This is a genomic window from Porphyromonas pasteri, assembly GCF_014647755.1.
Classification (GTDB): Bacteria; Bacteroidota; Bacteroidia; order Bacteroidales; family Porphyromonadaceae; genus Porphyromonas; species Porphyromonas pasteri.
Genome location: NZ_BMPU01000004.1, coordinates 139,711 through 158,561, shown reverse-complemented (window position 1 = coordinate 158,561; position 18,851 = coordinate 139,711). Strand labels below are relative to the sequence as shown.

Genomic DNA, 18,851 nt, shown 5'->3' with positions numbered 1-18,851 from the left:
GCTGCACCGAGCGCTCGGTGCAGCCGCATACGTGTATGGGGATTGTGCGGGACGACTTAGACGTCACGGCCAGGGCGCAAGGCCTCGGCGTCGTCCAGCGTGAGGATGGAGTTGACCAGCGTGGCAGCGAGGTTGCTACCGCCCTTACGGCCTTCGACGATGATCTTGGGGATGTCCTTGAAGACCTTCGCCATATACTTCGACTCGCGTACCTGCACGAAGCCGACGGGCGCGACGACCATACCCGTAGGCTGGGCCTTGCCACGACGGATGAGGTCGCAGAGCTCGATGATAGCGGTGGGGGCATTACCCACGGCGAAGAGCGCATTGGGATGCTCCTCGACGGCGAGACGAATACCTGCCTGCGAGCGCGTGATACCCTTCAGGTCGGCAAGCTCCTTCGTGCGAGGATCGTTGAGGTAGCACTTGACCTGCAGGCCAAGACGCTCCAGCATGCCCTTGCGGATACCCGAAGCCACCATGGTGACGTCGGTGATGATGGTGTCGAACTTCCCGTCGAGCATCGCCTGATAGATGCTGGATACCGCACCAGGGTCGGAGTAGAGGATCTTCTCCATCTCGAAGTCCGCCGTGGTGTGGATCGAGTGGATGAGCGCCCACTTGTGGTCGAGGGGGATGTTGGGGTTCGCCAGCTCGCTATTGATCGTGCGGAAGCTCTCGATCATGATCGCCTGACCGATCTTCGCATCCTTGTCGAGTGTACCTTCGTCATAGTAGCCACGAGGAGTGATGAAGTGCCCTTCGAAGTTGTAGCTCTGCGTATTGCCGATGATCACGACGGTGAACATATCGAGCTCCTCGGGATCAAACTCTGCGAGCGTGGTGAGCTTGACGACCTGCTCTTCACGACCTGCCTGGCGGACGTAGCCGATGGGCGTGTCGGGACTGCGGTGCTGGGCGAAGATCTCCAGCAGGCGGTAGATCTGCCAGTAGCGACCTTGGCTCTTGGGGTTGTAGATGGCGGTGATGAAGTCGCCTGCTGCGGCAGCCTCGATGCGCTTCTCGATACGAAGCCAAGGCGTCATCAGGTCGGAGAGCGAGATGATACACAGGTCATGGCCGATGGGGCAGCCGAGCAGAGCGGCGGCCTTCTGGAAGGCGCTGATGCCAGGGAGTACCTCTACCTCGACTTGATCCGTGATGCCCTTCTCGCGCATCATCTCATAGATCAGGGGCGACATGCCGTAGATGCCTGCATCGCCTGAGGAGATGACGCAGACGGTCTTGCCCTCGAGGGCGTAGCGGAAGGCCTCCTCGGCGCGCTGACGCTCAGCCTTCATCCCGCTGTCGATACACAGGGCATCGGGGCGGACATAGTCCTTGATAAAGCGGAAGTAATACTTGTATCCGACGATCACATCAGAGGCCTGCACGGCTTGGAGTACGGCCGGGGTGATATCCTCGGGGCTACCAGGGCCGATGCCGGCGACGATGATCTTATTCTTTTTCATCTAAAATAGGGGTACTTGAATAGTGGAGAGGTAAGATACCTGCAGTTGAATAGTTTTGGATTTCTATCACAAAGATAGTCTATTTCAGCCTATAAGTATAGGAGGAATGGCGAGTATCATGCACTTCTTGGCTGAGCGCTCGGATGCGACGCATGCCGAGGTAGTACTCGATGAAGCTGCGGACGAGGAGGTAGTTGAGGAAGGCGAACCAGAGCATGGTGCCACTACCTATAGTGGCGATGCTCTCCGCAACGATGAAGTACGACATCGCGCCACCAGCTACCCCGATGCTCATGCTCTTGCTGTCCGTCGCACCGACTAAGATGCCGTCCCAGAGGAAGGCCAGGTAGGAGAATATCGGCACGGCGGCCATCAGGAAGCTATCGCTGAGAGCGAGCTTAAGTACCTCTTGCTTGTCGGTGAGGAGCTCGAGGAGGGGGCGGGGGAAGAGGGCGTAGAGGATACTCGTGATGAGGGCGACGACGAAGCCTACCTGCAGTGTGATGCGGATGATCAGTCGTAGGTGTCCGAACTTACGCCCGCCAATAGCTTCGCCTACGAGGGCTTCGGCGGCATAGGCCAGCCCATCCATAAAGTAGGAGAAGAGCGTGAAGAGCTGCATCAGCAGGCTGTTGGCAGCTAGCCTCGTCACGCCGATAGCTCCCCCATAGCGGATGAAGGAGAGCATCACCGCCTGCAAGAGAAGCGTGCGGATGAGGAGGTACTTCCCGACATGGAAGTAGCGAACGAGCGTCTCGGGGTGCCAGAGGTACTCCCTGGAGAGGTGGCGGAGGATGCGCCCTTCGTAGCGCAGGCCGCCGAGCGCGAGGAGTAGGACGGCCGTGTACTGCGCGAGCACCGTGCCCAGTGCCAAGCCCCCGACACCCATCCCTGCGGGGAAGGCAAGGAGGTAGCTGAAGAGGATGTTCAGCAGGTTGCAGGCGATGCTCACGCTCATGACGAGCTTCATCCGCTGTACGCCGATGAGCCAGCCATTATACACGTAGAGCAAGAGGGCGGCAGGTGCGCCGAGGAAGGAGTAATGGAGGTAGGTCTGCGCCTCGGGTAGGTGCATGTCGGCACCTGCCTGTAGGAGTTCGGCTGCGGGAGCGACATAGAGCGGGCGCAGGAGGATGAGGAGCAGGCCAACGACGAGCGCGATGATCGAGCCTGAGGTGAGCTGACGTAGGAGGGCGCGCACGTCACATGCGCCCCACGCCTGAGCTGTAAAGCCCGTCGTGCCCATACGTAGTAGGCTCCAGATGCCGATGACGAACTGGGTGATAGCGGCGCCGATGGCTACCGCTGCGATGCTGTCGGCTGTGGCCATACGCCCCGCCATCGCCGTGTCGGCGAGCATGAGGAGCGGTACGGTGACGTTGGAGAGGATGTTGGGCAGCGCGAGGCCCCAGATACGGCGCAGGATGTCGGAGGACTTCACTTTAGGCGCTCTGTTCGGTATTTTGCTCGAAGACAATCAGAAGGATGTCACCGACTTCGAGCTCGAGCTTGCCCTTGGGGACCATATAGTTCTCACCACGGCGCACGAGGATCACGAGCTCTTCCTCCTTGAGGTCCAGCTCCATAAGCTTATTGCCCTCACGGAGCATCTTGCCCGTGACGGTACGCTCGACCATCTTTGCCCCCGTGTATTGAGGGATCTCGACGCCGAAGTGGCTGACCTTGACCTTGACCTCTTCGTCGAGACCGAGGAAGCGCGCCACGGCAGGCAGGGTGCTCCCCTGGATGAGCAGCGAGAGGAGGGTGATGACGTAGACGATGTTGAAGAGCGTCTCAGCGCCCTCGACCTGACTCATCATCGGGTAGGTGGCGAAGATGATCGGCACGGCGCCACGCAGGCCCACCCACGAGAGGAAGCAGCGCCCGCGCATGCTGATGCGTGGGAAGAAGATGAGGCTGAGCTGTACCGCCAGCGGACGTGCCACGAAGATCATAAAGAGACCCGCCAGCACGGCAAAGCCTGTGATGGGGAGCAGGCTTTTAGCATCGACGAAGAGCCCGAGGATGATGAAGAGCGAGATCTGTAGGAGCCACGTCAGCCCATCGACGAAGGTCTCGATACTCTTCTTGTGTACGAGCTTCTTATTCCCCACGAGTACGCCCATGATATAGACGGCGAGGTAGCCATTGCCATGCAGGAGCGAGGTAGCGGAGAAGGTGAGGAAGACGAAGCACAGGAGGAGGATGGGGTAGAGTGCTCCGTTGCCGATGTTGGCCTTATTAATCAGGAGGGGAGTGATGTAGCCAGAGAGATACCCCATCAGACCACCGACGGAGAACTGCAGTACGAAGGTCACGAGGATGCTTGTCCATGAGCCGTCCGTGCCCCCTGTGATGAACTGGATGAGGGCGATGGTGAGCATGTAGGCCATCGGGTCATTACTACCACTCTCGAGCTCGAGGATGGGGCGCAGGCCTTCCTTGAGGTGCATATTCTTCGAGCGCAGGAGGGCGAAGACCGAGGCGGAGTCGGTACTTGACATCGTCGCTGCCAGCAGAAGGGCGATGGGGAAGGTGAAGTGTACGGGCGCCCAGCCTATGAGGTCCATGCCATAGAAGAAGCCCCCGAGACAGAGCGTCGTCAAGATGACACCTACCGTAGAGAGCATGATCCCCGGGCCGAGGACGGTGCGCATCTCCTTGAGCTTCGTCTCGAAGCCCCCGAAGAAGAGGATGACCGTCAGGGCGATCATCCCGACGAACTGCGTCTTGTTCGTGTCGTTGTATTGGATCCCGAGGCCCGCACTGCCGAAGAGCATCCCTGTGATGAGGAAGAGGAGCAGGGCAGGCACCCCAAAGCGCGTGCCCACCTTACCGGCGATGATACCGGCGAGCATCAGGAAAGATCCTACGAGGATATATGGTTCGAAGGCTACGAGAGCATGATCCATAGGCATATATAGTTGTGAGAGGGCGGGAGTGAGTAGAGCTGTGGGCCATCGGCCTAAACAAAGATACAGAAATCTCGGCAGTCTTTGGCCGTGCTCCCTGCATAGAAGTCGCTGTACATCAGCCCTCGCCCGAGCCTTGGTAACTGATAAAAGCCCCGATCTCAGCGCCTCTACTGCCGTCCTCATCGTGTATGAAGCAAAGAAGAGCCCCCCGATGGCATCCGTAGGACGCTGTCGGGGGGCTCTCTTGTCGGTAGCTTGCTCCGTGGACTGCTTGACTGATCGACCTTAGAGCGGTATCATGACCTTGGCGGGGAAGATGCGCTTGGGATCACCGAAGCGTGCGATAGCCTCGGCCATCACCCCCTTGTTGGGGCGTAGCACCTCCGAGAAGATGACCCGCCCATTGTGCTTGACGACGATGGGCTTAGTGAAGTCCACATGATCGACATATAGGGTCAGCGTGCCTTGGGCTGTACCACGCAGGAGCTTGGTCTCCACGTCGAAGCTATTGCCCTCATGCCGTACATCGAGATGCAGACGGGCGTCGCTGCTGTGCTTGATCCCGCCGAAGCCGAGGTAATAGACCCCGTCGGAGAATCCGTCGTCGATATTGTAGTAGGTGTAGCTTAGGTGCTTGGGGTACACGCGTCGCTTGTGCTCCGAGAGCCATGGAGGCATCGTCAGATAGGGGATGGTGTGCCCGTGACCAGCGATGATATTTGCCTCGTGGACGAAGTCTTCTGTATTGGCCTTGGCGAGTTCGCTGAGCTTATCGCGCCAGTCCATCGCGTTGAGGATGCGGTCGTATTCATAGTCGCGCTCCCCGACGTCGAAGCGGAAGGCTACGTTGCGCAGGTTCTCTGCGAGCTCGAGACTCTCGATAGCTGCAGCCAGAGGGCCGACAGCTGCGAAGTAGTCGGGCATGAAGAGTCCGAGGCGGAAGGAGCCGTAGCCCCCCTCCGATATGCCCGTGAGGTAGACTCGGTCGGGGTCTGCATCGCCTCGGAGTACGGCGAGCTGGTAGGCACGGCGGAAGGCAGTGCGCTGTGGTGCGTAGTGCCATCTGCCCTTGCGGTCGTCCGCCATGCGGGGGACGAAGTAGAGGGCGGGGCTATTGGCATAGCGATCAGTGAAGGACATGAGGGTGTACCACTCCTGCTCGTTGATCTCCGAAGTCCATGGCCCAGGCTCTGCGGGGTAGCGCCCGCCACCATGGAGGTTGATGAAGAGCGGATAGCCACTGGCCGGCTTAGCTCCCTTAGCTCCCTTAGCGAAGAGGCGGAGCTGCATCTCTTCACCTTGGGGGATCTTCCAGACGAGAGCGTTGGGGGAGTTCAGTGACCACGGCTGTGTGGCGAGGCGGTCGGCATTGGCCTTGCGCCAGAGCTCCCATAGCTGCTCCTGCATCGCTCCGTAGCCCTCGGCTGTGCTGTATTCCTTGTAGCAGGCCTCGGGGGCTTCTTGTGGGGTGGCGACATCGATCTGCTGGCGCAGGTAGTCTACGATAGCTGCGTCACTCGTCGTGGTGGACGTCCCGCGCTGGGTACCATCGTTCGGCTCGCTCTTCGACTTCTCCCCGCTACATCCCCATAGTAGTCCGAGGGCTACGATGGGGAGTAGGAGGGTGGAGAGCTTGGGGCGGAGGGGTGAGGTGTGTGCTGTGCGCATGGGCGGGGTGGTCGCTTAGTATTCCTCGAAGCGGCTGGCCTTGTCAGCGGACCATTGCCACTTCTCGAGGAAGCTCTCAGTCTTCCCCTTGGGGACGCGGATGACGCACTTACGCTGTCCGCTCGCTTCCCATACGACGGAGGCAAAGGGACTCAGCGTCTGGCCGTTCTTACCCTTCGGCAGGGCGGGAGCTTCACCGAGGAAGGTAATGCGCTCGAGCTGTATACATTCGGCGAAGGCATCTTCCTGGATCTCGGTCACAGCTGCGGGGATGTCGATGCTCTTGAGGCTCTTGCAGAAGTAGAAGCAACGCGCGGGGATGACCTTGATCTTGCTGGGTAGGGTGATGGACTCCATCTTGTTGTTGTTCCAGAAGGCATTGGCGAGGATGACCTCTACCGACTCGGGGAGCGTGATCTTCTTGGCTCGCTCGTTGAAGAGAGCGCCACCGAAGATGCGCAGCTTGTCCCCAGGGAAGATGATCTCCTCGGCACGGGTGTAGCTGAACCATCCATCGGCTGTGCGGCGTAGCGTCGCGGGAGCGATGATTTTCTTCAGGCTCTTGTTGTCCTTGAGCCCGTACTCATCATCACCGATGCCGAAGGCTACACGGCTGATGTCCAGCTCCTCGAGATCCTTCATTTGGTAGCGGATGAAGTCGCAGTCGGCTTGGTTGATAGCGCCCGAGGTGAGGAGAAGGATGCGCACCTTCGAGAGGTCTTTCCCCTTGAGAGCTGCCTCCAGACCGCCAGCCTGTGGCACGGCGATGCGGACCTCGCCCTCGCGTAGAGCAGGGAGATTCTCTTTGGGATCGGCAGGCGTAGGCGTCACGGGCGTGCCTGGCTTCGTGGTGGCTCCCGTAGAGCCGTCGGTATGTGGGTCTTTCTTCCCGTCCGTCTTCTCCGTCTTGGGGGTGTCGGTGCTGCAGGCAGTGAATGCCGCAGAGGTGAGGAGGGCTATTGCGAAGAGGGGAAGGAGCTTCTTGTAGTTCATGTCCGAGTCGTTGTATGGTGGTAGGTACGCCCTTCTCACAGTGCTCCCTCATCCCCTCGCTTAGCTTGGGGGTGTGGATGCAGGCTGTGAGAAGGGCGCTTGCTGATAGAGGATACTTGCTTATTCAGCCTCGACGAAGTACTTAGCTACGCGGCTTTTGGGCGACCAGTTGAGGGCCTTGAGGTAGGCGTCCTTCGTACCCTTCGGTACGGTGAACGTGGGCTCGATCGAGTAGTCGAATTCCTCAAAGGCGTTTTCGTCAAGGTCGTTGGTGGTGAAGGTAGGAGCGGGGCAGAGGAAGGTGATCTCCTTGAGCTTTGCGCAGCCCGTGAAGACGTTGTCCTTGATCTCCGTTACGCTCGTGGGGATGGTGAGCTTCGTCAGACGACGGCAGCCCTTGAAGGCTTCGGTGGGGATGCTCTTGAGGCTGGTGGAGAGTGTGATGCTCTCGAAGTTGCTATTGGCGAAGGCTGCTGCACCGATCTCCTCTACGGAGTTGGGCAGGGTGATGCTCTTGAGCTTCTCGTTGTACACGGCACCACCGAAGCTCTTGAGCTTATTGCCTGGGAAGATGATCTCTGTGGCTAAGGTATTGGAGAACCAGTCCTTCTGCGTCTTCTCGATATCTGCAGGGGCGGTAATTTTCTTGAGTGTGCTATTGCCGTAGAAGCCCTTATCCTCGTCTCCGAGACGGAGGGTGGCAGCGCTCAGGTCGATCGCTTCGATCTTGAGGCTCTTGGTCACGTAGTCTAAGTCGGCTTGGTTTAGGGCGCCAGAGCGGACGGTGAGCTTAGTGAGCTGCTCCAGATCTTGACCCTTCAGAGCCGCCTCCAGGCCCCCTGGCTGAGCGACAGCTACGCGGGCCTCGCCTGGGGCTGCTGGCTCTTCGGGTTGTACTACGGGTGTCGTGGGCTGAGCAGGCTTCTGCTCTTGTCGTGGGGTCTCCTTGTCGCAGGAGCTAATCAATATCCCTGCTGCTACGAAGCAGGTGAGGGCTGCTAATCTCTGAAATTTCATCACGTCAGTGGTTAGGATGGGTGAATTATGATTGGAGGTTGACAGGGGCTTTTGCCCTGAAAAACGCCGCAAATATATGCCCTTTCATAGGATTAAATTTGGGCGGTAGGTAGCCTCGCATATCGTCGGTGTGAGCTGGAAATCATCTGTATTATAGTGCGTTGTGTGATAATCTGCGCTGAGCTGTGCTTCGCTGAGAGGTGAAATCACGGAGAAAAAATACATAATTGTAGGTAGGTTTGCAGTGCAAAATACCGACTTTATCGCCCGCTCTTATGGTGCTGGGGACGTGCTTTGGAGTAGAGGTGTGTGCTTCGGACTCGTGGAGGTAGGATGAGCGAACCTATATTGGTCGGCGGGTGAACATATAGGAGCCTGTTGCCGAAAGTCCTGCCCCCTACTTATTCTGCTAAGGCATCGCACGCCCAGCTCCCCGATGTACCTCTTCGAAGTGATACACAAGCCCTTCGCCTTATCGCGCGTATTCCTCTTATCCAGCGGAGGAAAAAGCATCGTTCTCGTGAAGAAAAAAGCGCCTTCCCGTAGTGGTATTCTTCTATCTATGCACGTAGTCTTAAAGACCAGGCACGCAAATCCAAATATCCACGTACGTAGATATTAGAGCCACGTACGTAGTCCAAACTTATCTGCCACTCGTCCGTAACTTTTATCCCTATGCGGAGCAACAACCCAATATAGGTCACTTCACAAAGCTATATAGGAATTAGTCCAAAGCTATATAGCTTCCTTCGTCATCCTATATAGCTCGACCCACGCACCTATATAGGTCAGCCCGCCGACCAATATAGGTTCATTTATCTACCTCGGGTGAGGTTTGCGAAGTCCCTTCGGTAAGAGGGCGGGTAGCGGGCTGTAGGAGGGGGTATCCGACGTCAGGAGAGCTTCTCTTGAAAAGGAGGTCTGTGGGTGAGTGCCTATAATAATGTACGCGCGCGAGGCTGGGAGGAATGCCGAGAATAGGAGATTAAGTGTACTCTCTTCGCTTGTTGTGGGGATGTGGTGGGGCGCTGCCTCCCTTATTATAGGTAGAGTATGGCAAAGAATGTGTACTTTTGTACCCAAATAATTTAACTAAACAAATCATCAAATCACGTGTTATGCCGAACATTATCACGATAAAGAAGGGCCTCACGCTGAATCTGAAGGGAAAGGCCGCTGAGACGCAACTCGCAGCAGCCCAGCGCACGGAGAGCTATGCCGTCGTCCCCGATGATTACATCGGCTTCGTCCCTAAAGTGATCGTTCACCCAGGCGACAAGGTGCTGGCAGGCGATGCTCTGCTGTGCCACAAGGGTGCGCCTGAGCTGTGCTTGACCTCGCCTGTCAGTGGCGAAGTCATCGCTGTCAATCGCGGTGCCAAGCGCAAGGTCCTGAGCGTCGAAGTACGCCCCGATGCGACGACGGAGTACAAGTCCTTCGCCACGGCTGGGGTCGAAAAGATGCAGCGCTCTGAGGTACTTGCTCTCCTCCTGGAGAGTGGTATGTTCAGCTTCTTCAAGCAGCGTCCCTATGACCGTCTGGCTAATCCTCTGACTGAGCCCCGTGACATCTTCGTCACGGCGAACTTCACCGCTCCCCTTGCTCCCCGCTTCGGCTATCTGGCTCAGGGTCGCGAGGACGAGCTACAGCTGGCTCTCACCGCTCTCACCAAGCTTACCACGGGTAAGGTCTACCTCGGTGTCGCTCCTGGCGAACTGACGGGTGTGACGGGTGTCGAGCGCGTCGAAGTCCGCGGGCCACACCCCGCAGGTCTGGTCGGTACGCTGATCAACCACACGGCGCCTATCAACAAGGAAGAGACCGTCTGGACGCTCAAGGCCAGCGATCTTCTTGTGATCGGCCGCTTCCTCAAGACCGGTAAGGTCGACTTCTCCCGCACCATCGCTCTCACGGGCTCCGAAGCTAAGGAGACGGGCTATCTGACCGTCCTGCCTGGTGCCCGCTTCACCGAAGCCCTCGCAGGCCGTCTCGGTAAGAAGGGTGAGCATGAGCGCATCATCGAGGGGGATGTCTTCTCCGGTGTCAAGGTCGATGAAGAGCACGACCGCATGAGCTACTCTATTGACCAGATCACGATCATCCCCGAGGGGGACGACGTGCACGAGGTCTTTGGCTGGGCTATGCCTCGTCTCAACCAGTACAGCCACAGCCGCTCTTACTTCTCTTGGCTCATGCCTAAGAAGGAGTATGTGCTCGATGCCCGTGTCAAGGGTGGTCGCCGCGCTATGATCATGAGTGGCGAGTACGACCGTGTCTTCCCTATGGATATCTATCCTGAGTTCCTCCTGAAGAGCATCATCGCCTTCAACATCAACGATATGGAGGCTCGCGGTATCTATGAGGTGGCTCCCGAAGACTTCTCTGTCTGCGAATTCGTCGACACGTCCAAGATACCTCTCCAGCAGATCGTACGTCAGGGTCTGGATGAGCTGTACAAGGAAATGAACTAATAGAAGGTTTCACTCATTAAAAGGACAACGACCTTGAACGCATTAAGAAAACAAATCGATAAGATTAAGCCCGCCTTCACGAAGGGGGGGCGCTTCTCGGCCCTGGAGTCAGTCTTCGACGGCTTTGAGACGTTCCTCTTCGTACCCAATACGACCTCGAAGCGTCGTGGCGCTCACGTCCACGATGCCATCGATAGCAAGCGCACGATGAGCGTAGTCATCTTCGCTCTCCTGCCTGCGCTGCTCTTCGGGATGTACAACGTCGGGCTGCAGCACAATATCGCTGTAGGTGTAGAGGCTTCCTTCTGGAGCACCTTCTTCTATGGCTTCCTCTCCGTGCTGCCTCAGATCATCGTCTCCTACGCTGTAGGTCTGGGTATTGAATTCATCATCGCCCAGATGAAGCATGAGGAGATTCAGGAAGGGTTCCTCGTCACGGGGATTCTCATCCCGATGATTATCCCTGTGGAGACCCCACTGTGGATGATCGCTGTAGCTACTGCCTTCGCTGTGGTCTTCGCTAAGGAAGTCTTCGGTGGTACGGGCTACAACGTCTTCAACGTAGCGCTGATCACGCGTGCCTTCCTCTTCTTCTCTTACCCCGCCGCTATGTCTGGTGACAGCGTGTGGGTACGCCTCGGCTCGACCTTCGGGCTCGGTGGTGCTGAGAAGGCTGTCGATGGCTTCTCTGGTGCTACGCCCCTCGGGCAGATCGCTGCTGCTAAGGGTATGCTCCCCGACATCCACAATACGCTCGGTGGTCCTCTCACCGACTGGGATGCCTTCCTCGGCTTCCTCCCTGGCTCGGTAGGTGAAGTCTCCACGCTCGCTATCCTCATCGGGGCTTGCATCCTCATCTATACGGGTATCGCCAGCTACAAGATCATGGTATCTGGTGTCGTCGGTGTCTTCGCTATGGCTGCCGTCTTCAACGCCATCGGTGCTACGCCCGCTATGCAGGTATCAGCACTTCACCACCTCATCTATGGTGGCTTCGCCTTCGGTATCGTCTTTATGGCTACGGACCCCGTGACCGCTGCACGCACCGAAGCTGGGAAGTGGGTCTATGGTTTCCTCATCGGGGTAATGGTCGTCTTCATCCGTGTGCTCAATGCTGGGTACGCTGAAGGTATGATGCTCGCTATCCTCCTGATGAATACCTTCGCACCTCTCATCGACTACATCGTGGTAGAGCGCAATACGCAGAAGCGTCTCAAGCGTCTCTCCGCTAAGGCTCAGAACTAATCCAACACCGCTACAACGATGAATAGAGATAAGAATTCTTATGTACTGATCTATGCTGCGGTGATGGTCATCCTCGCTGCAGTCCTCCTGGCAGGTGCAGCGATCGTCCTGCGTCCCGCACAGCAGGAGAATGCGAACATCGACAAGATGCAGCAGATCCTCCGCGCACTTGGTCAGAGCCCTGATAAGTCCGCCGTCATCTCCACCTACAAGGACCTCATCAAGAAGGAACTCCTCGTCAACGAAGAGGGCCAGGTCGTCAAGACCTTCGAAGGGGAAGAAGTCGGTAAGAGCGACGCTTTCAATGCCAACACCGAGCTCTCCTATAAGCTCATCGCTAAGGGTGAGAAGCAAGACCTCCCCGTCTACGTCGCTGAGGTCAACGGGAAGACCCTCTACGTCCTCCCCCTCAATGGTGCAGGTCTGTGGAACAAGATCTGGGGATACATCGCTATCGATGCTGCTGATCACTCTACGGTCGATGGGGCTGACTTCGGCAACGCTGGGGAAACCCCAGGTCTCGGTGCTGAAATCTCCACGCCACACTTCTCTGCCCAGTTCAAGGGTAAGCACATCTTCCGTGAAGGCGCCTTCACCGGTATCGCTGTCGTCAAGAATGGCCAGAAGGTCGAGGATAAGGACTACGTCGATGGTATCTCGGGCGGTACGCTCACCAGCAATGGTGTGAACGATATGCTCGCTGCCTCGCTCAAGCCCTTCCAAAAATTTCTTGAAACCTATAACGCTCAGTAGCCATGTCTCTCTGGAATAAAAAGAATAAAGAAACGCTCCTCGGGCCACTCAGCAAGAACAACCCCATCATGGTGCAGATGCTCGGTATCTGCTCCGCGCTGGCTGTAACCTCTAAGCTCGAGCCCGCTATCGTCATGGCACTCTCTGTGACGGTCGTCGTCGCCTTCTCCAACGTCGTCATCTCGCTCCTGCGTAAGACGATCCCTAACCGTATCCGCATCATCGTGCAGCTCGTCGTAGCAGCTACCCTGGTGACCATCGTCAGCGAAGTCCTCAAGGCTTATGCTTACGACGTCAGCAAGCAGCTCTCCGTCTTCGTCGGGCTGATCATCACGAACTGTATCCTCATGGGTCGTCTCGAAGCCTTCGCTCTGGGTAACGGCCCTTGGGAATCCTTCCTTGATGGTATCGGGAACGGTCTTGGCTATGGTGCTGTCCTCGTCGCTGTAGGTTTCTTCCGTGAGCTCCTCGGCTCCGGTACGCTCCTCGGCTTCCAGATCATCCCTCAGAGCTTCTACGCTACCGATGGTATCCACGGCTATGTCAACAACGGTCTGATGATCCTGCCTCCTATGGCCCTTATCTCCGTGGCTGTGCTCATCTGGATCCACCGCTCGTACAACAAGGAGCTTCAGGAAAACTAACCTTTACCCACGCAAATAAGAACTAACAAAGAATGGATTCATTAGCCTTATTCTTTAGGTCGATCTTCATCGATAACATGATCTTCGCCTACTACCTGGGGATGTGCTCCTTCCTGGCAGTATCGAAGAACGTAAAGACCTCCTTTGGCCTGGGTATCGCTGTCACGTTTATCCTGACCTGCACGCTGCCTATCAACTACCTCCTCGAGACCAAAGTCTTCAAGCAGGGGGCGCTTGACTGGCTCATCGGTGCTGATGCCGCAGGTGTAGATCTCTCCTTCCTCTCCTTCATCATCTTCATCGCCGTCATCGCCGCTTTCACGCAGCTTGTGGAGATGCTTGTCGAGCGCTTCAGCCCCTCGCTCTACGCTTCGCTCGGGATCTTCCTCCCGCTGATCGCTGTGAACTGTGCTATCCTCGGTGGATCACTCTTCATGCAGCAGCGTGAATTCCCTACCATCGGTGAAGCTACCATCTATGGCTTCGGCTCCGGTATCGGCTGGATGCTCGCTATCGTCGGGATGGCTGCTATCCGTGAGAAGCTCCAGTACTCTGATGTGCCCAAGCCCCTGCGTGGCCTCGGGATCACCTTCATCGTCACGGCGCTCATGGGGATTGCCTTCCTCAGCTTCTCTGGTGTCAAGATGTAACGAAAGCGAAGACTCAACGAAATGAATACAACCATTATACTCGTCAGTGTGGGCATCTTCCTCGTGGTCACACTGCTCCTGGTGATCGTCCTGCTTGTCGCTAAGAGCAAGCTCGTCCCATCAGGCAACGTCAAGCTCACCATCAATGGGGAGAAGGAAGCTGAAGTACCCATCGGTGGTACGCTGCTGAGCACTCTGCAGGGTGAGAATATCTACCTCTCCTCCGCTTGCGGTGGTAGCGGTTCGTGCGGTCAGTGCCGCTGCCGTGTCGTCGAAGGTGGTGGGGAAATCCTGCCTACTGAGACGGGCTTCTTCTCTCGCAAGGAGCAGAAGGAACACTGGCGTCTGGCTTGCCAGACCAAGGTCAAGGAAGACATGCAGGTCATCGTGCCTGAGTCGGTCTTCGGCGTCAAGGAATGGGAGTGCGAAGTCGTCTCGAACCGCAACGTCTCGACCTTCATCAAGGAATTCGTCGTGAAGCTCCCCGAGGGTGAAGTGATGAACTTCCAGAGCGGTAGCTACGCGCAGATCACCATCCCTCCCTACGACATCAAGTATGCCGACTACGACATCGATGAGAAGTTCCGTGGCGACTGGGATCACTTCGATATGTGGAGCCTGACCTGTAAGAATGATACGGAGACCATCCGTGCTTACTCGATGGCTAACTACCCTGCCGAGGGGAACATCATCACGCTCAACGTCCGTATCGCTACGCCTCCTATGGACCGCGCTACGCACAAGTGGCTCCCCGTATCTCCTGGTATCTCCTCGTCCTACATCTTCTCGCTGAAGCCTGGTGACAAGGTCCGTATGAGCGGTCCTTACGGGGACTTCCACATCCAGGACACGGATGCTGAGATGCTCTACATCGGTGGTGGTGCTGGTATGGCTCCTCTGCGTGCTCAGATCCTCCACCTCTTCCGCACGCTCCACACGGGCCGTAAGGTCTCTTACTGGTACGGTGCACGAAGCAAGAAGGAGATCTTCTACGAAGAGGACTTCCGCGAGATCGAGAAGCAGTTCCCCAACTTCAGCTTCCACATCGCGCTCTCTGACCCCCAGCCCGAAGACAACTGGACCGGCTACGTCGGCTTCATCCATCAGGTCATCTACGACAACTATCTGAAGGATCACGATGCGCCCGAAGATATCGAGTACTATATGTGCGGCCCTGGTCCTATGGCCAACGCCGTGAAGAAGATGCTCGAAGACCTCGGCGTAGAGCGTAGCCAGCTCTTCTTCGACGACTTCGGCGGATAGTACACCGCTGGGCCTGCCTCCTTCGGGGGGGCTGGCGAAGTCCAATACAAAGCCTCCCCACCGTTAGCTCCGTGCTGACGGTGGGGAGGCTCTTTTTGTGGGAAGTCCGAGGAGGTCTGAGCGTAAGGGGGAAGGCGCCGATCCTTGACGTCTTGCCTTCCAGCTAATAAACCTTACCTTCGTAGCTGAATTTAATAGTAAAGCTTGTAAGTATGATCGCAACACTGATTACAGGAGCCCTGGCCGGATGGCTGGGCGGGATTATCTATCGAGGTAGTGGCCTTGGTCTTCTCGGGAATATCATCGTCGGTATTCTGGGGAGTGGCGTAGGTTCGTGGCTTTTGGAGAAGGTCTTCAATACCTCTCTAGGCGAAGGCTGGATCGGCTCTTTCCTGACGGGAGCCATTGGCGCTATCGTCATCCTATTCGTAATGAATCTGCTAGTCAAGCAGAAGAAATAGGGACGGACGACCGTATATAAGGCGCTGAATTTTCGCATATACAGAAATAAAATTCTGCATATACGAAAATATATTTCCGTATATACGGAGATTTCCCTGCGTATATACGCTGCTTCCTCTCCCTCTATTTGGGCCTCTTGTAGCCCAGCTACGAGGCCCTTCCCCCAATAGATAAGCCCCCGAGTAAGCTCACTTGCTTACTCGGGGGCTTGTGCTTTATTCGAGTGCCTCACAGGGAGGCGGGGGAGTCGTTACTTGATCTCGCAGGCACCACCAGCGCAGGAGGCTGCACCGAGCTCATCGGCATTGGTGAACTGCTTGCCAGAGAAGTCGACGCTCTTCCAGTCTACTGGCTTGTACGTCTTCTTCAGGAGCTCAAAGAGGTGGAGGTTATTCACGCTCTTCAGCACGTTCACCGCCTTGTAGATATCGCCACGGTAGTAGTTGTGGGCGAACTTCTCGATACGGCGGACGATATCGCGCTTAGCAGCGAGGTTCTCGACCTTGTCCTGCAGGCGTGCTGCGAGGATACCACGCACGTGCTCGCGGTCCAGGCAGGGGGCTTCGCCCTCGACGCTGTGACGCTGGATGTAGTCATCGATAGCGTAGTCCGAGACGAAGAGCTGCTCGCCACGGCCCTGAGCCGATTCGCAAGCCTTCCACAGGTCGCCGAAGACCTCGATCGTGTCCACGACGAGACCCGAAGCGAACATACTACCGACGCCGTATTCGCGGAGGATCTCCTCAGCCGTCGAGACCTTGCACATAGGAGCCTGAGGCAGGTCCATATCGCCGTAGGTGGAGAGGAAGGTCACACCAGCGATGTAGTCTTGGTTCTCCCAGACCCAGTCGCAGACGGCATCCCACTGGTCGTTGGGCACGTCGACGGTGTTCGATACATTATTCTTGATGGGAGACTCCATGTCGCTCATGCCGGGGATGACCCAGCTCTGCTGGACGAGCTTGACGTACTCGAGGAGCTTGATGCCACTGAGTTCGCTGCGCAGAAGAGTGTCTTCGCTTTCTTCGATGGGGAAGAAGATCTTCTTGTCCGTAGCGGGCTTGAAGATGTTGGGCTGTACAGCCTTGGGGTTAGCCTCTTCGTAAGCCTTGAGGTTGGGCTCTTCGATGTTGGCCTCGACGCTGCGCAGGTAGCGCTTAGCGTAAGCGCCGTGGATACCCGAGGTCATACCGAGCAGGAGGCTCACCGTACCATCAGGCTTGACGCAGGTCGTACGGCTGGCGGGGTTGATGCCGAGGATGCGAGCGCACTGAGAGTTCTGCTGGCGCACCTGCATAGCCCCGACGGCGAGGATATCCTTGTTCGTGAGGATCTGAGGGTTGTTCATGATCCCGCCGATGGATACACCGATGAGGGGATCGGACTGGATGATGTTCGTCGTAGCCTGTCCGAGGTAGGGGAAGTCCATATAGGTAGCCTGCACGGTTGCGAGCGTGGACGCGCAGCGGCAGATCTTGTAGAACTCCTCTTCGCTAGTACATTCCATCCCATTGATGGAGGCAAGGTTACATACCTGCCAGCCCGTATCGCCATTCTTGTCCGTGGGGAAGAAGCCGATTTCGCAGCAGGGGTTACAGCCTACGCCGAACTTATCTCTCCAGTAGAGACCGGGGTCACCGCTCGTACGCATAGCTTCGAAGAGCGACTCATAGAGTGAGCGATCGACTTCGCCACGGTTGAGAGCGGCCGACATGTTGAAGCGAGCACGCTGGGGATTGGTGGTGAACCAGTCGCCGTGCTTACAGTTCACCATCTCCGTGTCTTCGGGAGAGAAGAGGATCATCAGCGCCGAGCGACGGACACCACCCGAGAGGACGGAGTCAGCCAAGTGCGCGATGATGTCGGTGCACTGCAGGGCAGAGAGGCGCTTCTGACCAGCTGCGACGGCAGCCTTCATCAGGGCACGGATTCTATCAAGTGCCATACGCAGACCGTCAGGTCCGGGAGCGATGAAGCGCCCAGCGATCTTGGCACCCTTGGGGCGGATCTCAGAGTAGTCGAAGACGGGCTTCTTTACCCCGGGGATGAAGTAGTATTCGAGGAGGCGGTGGATGGAGTCAGCCCAGCCCTCGATGCTGTCACCGATGACATAGGCTTCGCTTTCCTGAGACAGCTCGCTGGCGGGGAGGAGTGCAGGGAGCTTGTCTACGTGGGCTTGCTCTACGGAGAGACCGCAGCCGCAGCCACTGAGCAGGAGCCACTCGATCTCACGGAAGACCTCAAGGCGGTCACAGTGCGAGTAGCTACAGTTGTACGACTTCGCTGAGGACTTCAGGACGGGCTCGCCGCCGAACTGGAGGTTGCGCTGGGACCCAACGAACTTCTTCAGCTTGTAGTAGTCGATGGCCTCATTGAACTGGGTCATGAACCACTCGTCTTGTAGCGCCTGGGGGGCGAAGCGCTCCAGGTGCGTCAGGTGCATCTGGCGGATACGTTCGACGCTCTCGTCCCAGGTCTCTTTACGACCCAAGTCTTCGCGGAACAAGGAATACTTACTTTGGTAAACGTATTCAGATAAAGCGCGTTTGCTCTCTGTCATGATGGTTGTTGAAAATGTAATATTTACGAGGGGACATCCGTGGGATTTCCCCCAATTGTTGTGCAAAGCTACAAAAACAAAACCGCACTTTCCCCTAAAAGTTCAGCCCAAAATCGCACCGCTTTATGCCTCAATGAGATACATTTTTTTTGCCCCTTTGCCCCCTCTTTTTCCCCTCTTGACCACCCCCGAGAAGGGACGAAATTGCCCCTTTCCCTACCCCCGAAATCTCACCCTCACCTGCTCCGATGCACCCCTTTCCCGCCTCCCTCATCTATACATTATATATAGGGGTTGTTACTCCACGTAGGGATAAAAGTTGCGGACGAGTGGCAGATAAGTTTGGGCTACGTACGTGGATCTAACATCTACGTACGTGGATATTGGGATTTACGCGCCTGGTCTTTAAGACTACGTACATAGACAGAGGAAAACTACTACGTGATGGCGCTTTTTTCTTCACGAGAACGATGCTTTTCCCTCCGCTGGATAAGAGGAATACGCGCGATAAGGCGAAGGGCTTGCGTATCACTTCGGAGGGGCATATTGGGGAGTGGGGTGTGCGAACCTATATAGGTCGCTGCTCCGACCAATATAGGTTGACGTGACGACCAGTATAGCTCCGCGTCGTGACCTATATAGGTTCACCCGCTAACCTATATAGGTCGGTAGCACCCCCTCCCGAGAAGGGGGTGTTAGAAGCCTATGGTCATGCTGCCGATTATTCTCATCTTTACG

At 56.8% G+C, this 18,851-nt stretch carries 14 protein-coding genes; 7 read left to right on the top strand and 7 right to left on the bottom strand.

What is annotated here, in order from left to right:
- Positions 1–56: 56 nt before the first annotated feature.
- The 6 genes from cobJ to IEX77_RS06895 form a co-directional block, all read right to left on the bottom strand.
- Positions 57–1,472 carry a precorrin-3B C(17)-methyltransferase gene (gene cobJ / locus IEX77_RS06920; protein WP_009433740.1) on the bottom strand — a complete coding sequence of 472 codons (1,416 nt, stop codon included), beginning with the start codon at positions 1,470–1,472 and terminating at the stop codon, positions 57–59.
- A 79-nt stretch (positions 1,473–1,551) separates the two neighbouring features.
- A complete protein-coding gene (locus IEX77_RS06915; RefSeq protein ID WP_188808285.1) occupies positions 1,552–2,913 on the bottom strand; it encodes an MATE family efflux transporter in 1,362 nt (453 codons plus the stop codon).
- 1 nt (position 2,914) lies between these two features.
- On the bottom strand, positions 2,915–4,384 hold the full coding sequence (locus IEX77_RS06910; protein WP_188808284.1) for a potassium/proton antiporter: 1,470 nt from the start codon (positions 4,382–4,384) through the stop codon (positions 2,915–2,917).
- Between the two features lie 288 nt (positions 4,385–4,672).
- A complete protein-coding gene (locus IEX77_RS06905) occupies positions 4,673–6,055 on the bottom strand; it encodes an alpha/beta hydrolase family protein (RefSeq protein ID WP_188808283.1) in 1,383 nt (460 codons plus the stop codon).
- A 15-nt stretch (positions 6,056–6,070) separates the two neighbouring features.
- Entirely contained in the window at positions 6,071–7,048 is a 978-nt protein-coding gene (locus IEX77_RS06900) for a leucine-rich repeat domain-containing protein (RefSeq protein ID WP_188808282.1), read from the bottom strand.
- Between the two features lie 120 nt (positions 7,049–7,168).
- Positions 7,169–8,065 (bottom strand): leucine-rich repeat domain-containing protein, encoded by an 897-nt coding sequence (locus IEX77_RS06895; protein WP_188808281.1) that lies wholly within the window; start codon positions 8,063–8,065, stop codon positions 7,169–7,171.
- A 1,118-nt stretch (positions 8,066–9,183) separates the two neighbouring features.
- On the opposite strand from IEX77_RS06895, the gene IEX77_RS06890 reads away from it, so the two are divergent.
- The 7 genes from IEX77_RS06890 to IEX77_RS06860 all read left to right on the top strand — a co-directional run bounded on the left by IEX77_RS06890 (position 9,184) and on the right by IEX77_RS06860 (position 15,552).
- Positions 9,184–10,536: a Na(+)-translocating NADH-quinone reductase subunit A gene (locus IEX77_RS06890; protein WP_188808280.1), complete on the top strand. Its 1,353-nt coding sequence runs from the start codon at positions 9,184–9,186 to the stop codon at positions 10,534–10,536.
- A gap of 33 nt (positions 10,537–10,569) precedes the next feature.
- Positions 10,570–11,781, top strand: coding sequence for an NADH:ubiquinone reductase (Na(+)-transporting) subunit B (locus IEX77_RS06885; protein WP_188808279.1), 1,212 nt, complete (start codon positions 10,570–10,572; stop codon positions 11,779–11,781).
- A gap of 18 nt (positions 11,782–11,799) precedes the next feature.
- Positions 11,800–12,534: an NADH:ubiquinone reductase (Na(+)-transporting) subunit C gene (gene nqrC, locus IEX77_RS06880; protein WP_009433759.1), complete on the top strand. Its 735-nt coding sequence runs from the start codon at positions 11,800–11,802 to the stop codon at positions 12,532–12,534.
- A gap of 2 nt (positions 12,535–12,536) precedes the next feature.
- Positions 12,537–13,178 (top strand): NADH:ubiquinone reductase (Na(+)-transporting) subunit D, encoded by a 642-nt coding sequence (gene nqrD, locus IEX77_RS06875; RefSeq protein ID WP_009433758.1) that lies wholly within the window; start codon positions 12,537–12,539, stop codon positions 13,176–13,178.
- A 32-nt stretch (positions 13,179–13,210) separates the two neighbouring features.
- Positions 13,211–13,828 carry an NADH:ubiquinone reductase (Na(+)-transporting) subunit E gene (gene nqrE / locus IEX77_RS06870; RefSeq protein WP_044115525.1) on the top strand — a complete coding sequence of 206 codons (618 nt, stop codon included), beginning with the start codon at positions 13,211–13,213 and terminating at the stop codon, positions 13,826–13,828.
- 21 nt (positions 13,829–13,849) lie between these two features.
- Positions 13,850–15,091: an NADH:ubiquinone reductase (Na(+)-transporting) subunit F gene (gene nqrF, locus IEX77_RS06865; RefSeq protein ID WP_044124277.1), complete on the top strand. Its 1,242-nt coding sequence runs from the start codon at positions 13,850–13,852 to the stop codon at positions 15,089–15,091.
- Positions 15,092–15,303: 212 nt separating this feature from the next.
- Positions 15,304–15,552, top strand: coding sequence for a GlsB/YeaQ/YmgE family stress response membrane protein (locus tag IEX77_RS06860; protein WP_188808278.1), 249 nt, complete (start codon positions 15,304–15,306; stop codon positions 15,550–15,552).
- A gap of 251 nt (positions 15,553–15,803) precedes the next feature.
- Here the strand turns inward: IEX77_RS06860 and IEX77_RS06855 are convergent, their stop codons facing one another.
- Complete coding sequence (locus tag IEX77_RS06855) at positions 15,804–18,044, bottom strand: glycyl radical enzyme family protein (RefSeq protein WP_229770833.1); 2,241 nt, start codon at positions 18,042–18,044, stop codon at positions 15,804–15,806.
- Positions 18,045–18,851: the final 807 nt, after the last annotated feature.

Coding starts and splice junctions, on each gene's coding strand:
- nqrF (WP_044124277.1), top strand. CDS start 13,850: ATGAATACAACCATTATACTCGTCAGTGTGGGCATCTTCCTCGTGGTC.
- IEX77_RS06900 (WP_188808282.1), bottom strand. CDS start 7,048: ATGAACTACAAGAAGCTCCTTCCCCTCTTCGCAATAGCCCTCCTCACC.
- nqrD (WP_009433758.1), top strand. CDS start 12,537: ATGTCTCTCTGGAATAAAAAGAATAAAGAAACGCTCCTCGGGCCACTC.
- IEX77_RS06860 (WP_188808278.1), top strand. CDS start 15,304: ATGATCGCAACACTGATTACAGGAGCCCTGGCCGGATGGCTGGGCGGG.
- nqrC (WP_009433759.1), top strand. CDS start 11,800: ATGAATAGAGATAAGAATTCTTATGTACTGATCTATGCTGCGGTGATG.
- nqrE (WP_044115525.1), top strand. CDS start 13,211: ATGGATTCATTAGCCTTATTCTTTAGGTCGATCTTCATCGATAACATG.
- IEX77_RS06895 (WP_188808281.1), bottom strand. CDS start 8,065: ATGAAATTTCAGAGATTAGCAGCCCTCACCTGCTTCGTAGCAGCAGGG.
- IEX77_RS06905 (WP_188808283.1), bottom strand. CDS start 6,055: ATGCGCACAGCACACACCTCACCCCTCCGCCCCAAGCTCTCCACCCTC.
- IEX77_RS06890 (WP_188808280.1), top strand. CDS start 9,184: ATGCCGAACATTATCACGATAAAGAAGGGCCTCACGCTGAATCTGAAG.
- IEX77_RS06910 (WP_188808284.1), bottom strand. CDS start 4,384: ATGGATCATGCTCTCGTAGCCTTCGAACCATATATCCTCGTAGGATCT.
- cobJ (WP_009433740.1), bottom strand. CDS start 1,472: ATGAAAAAGAATAAGATCATCGTCGCCGGCATCGGCCCTGGTAGCCCC.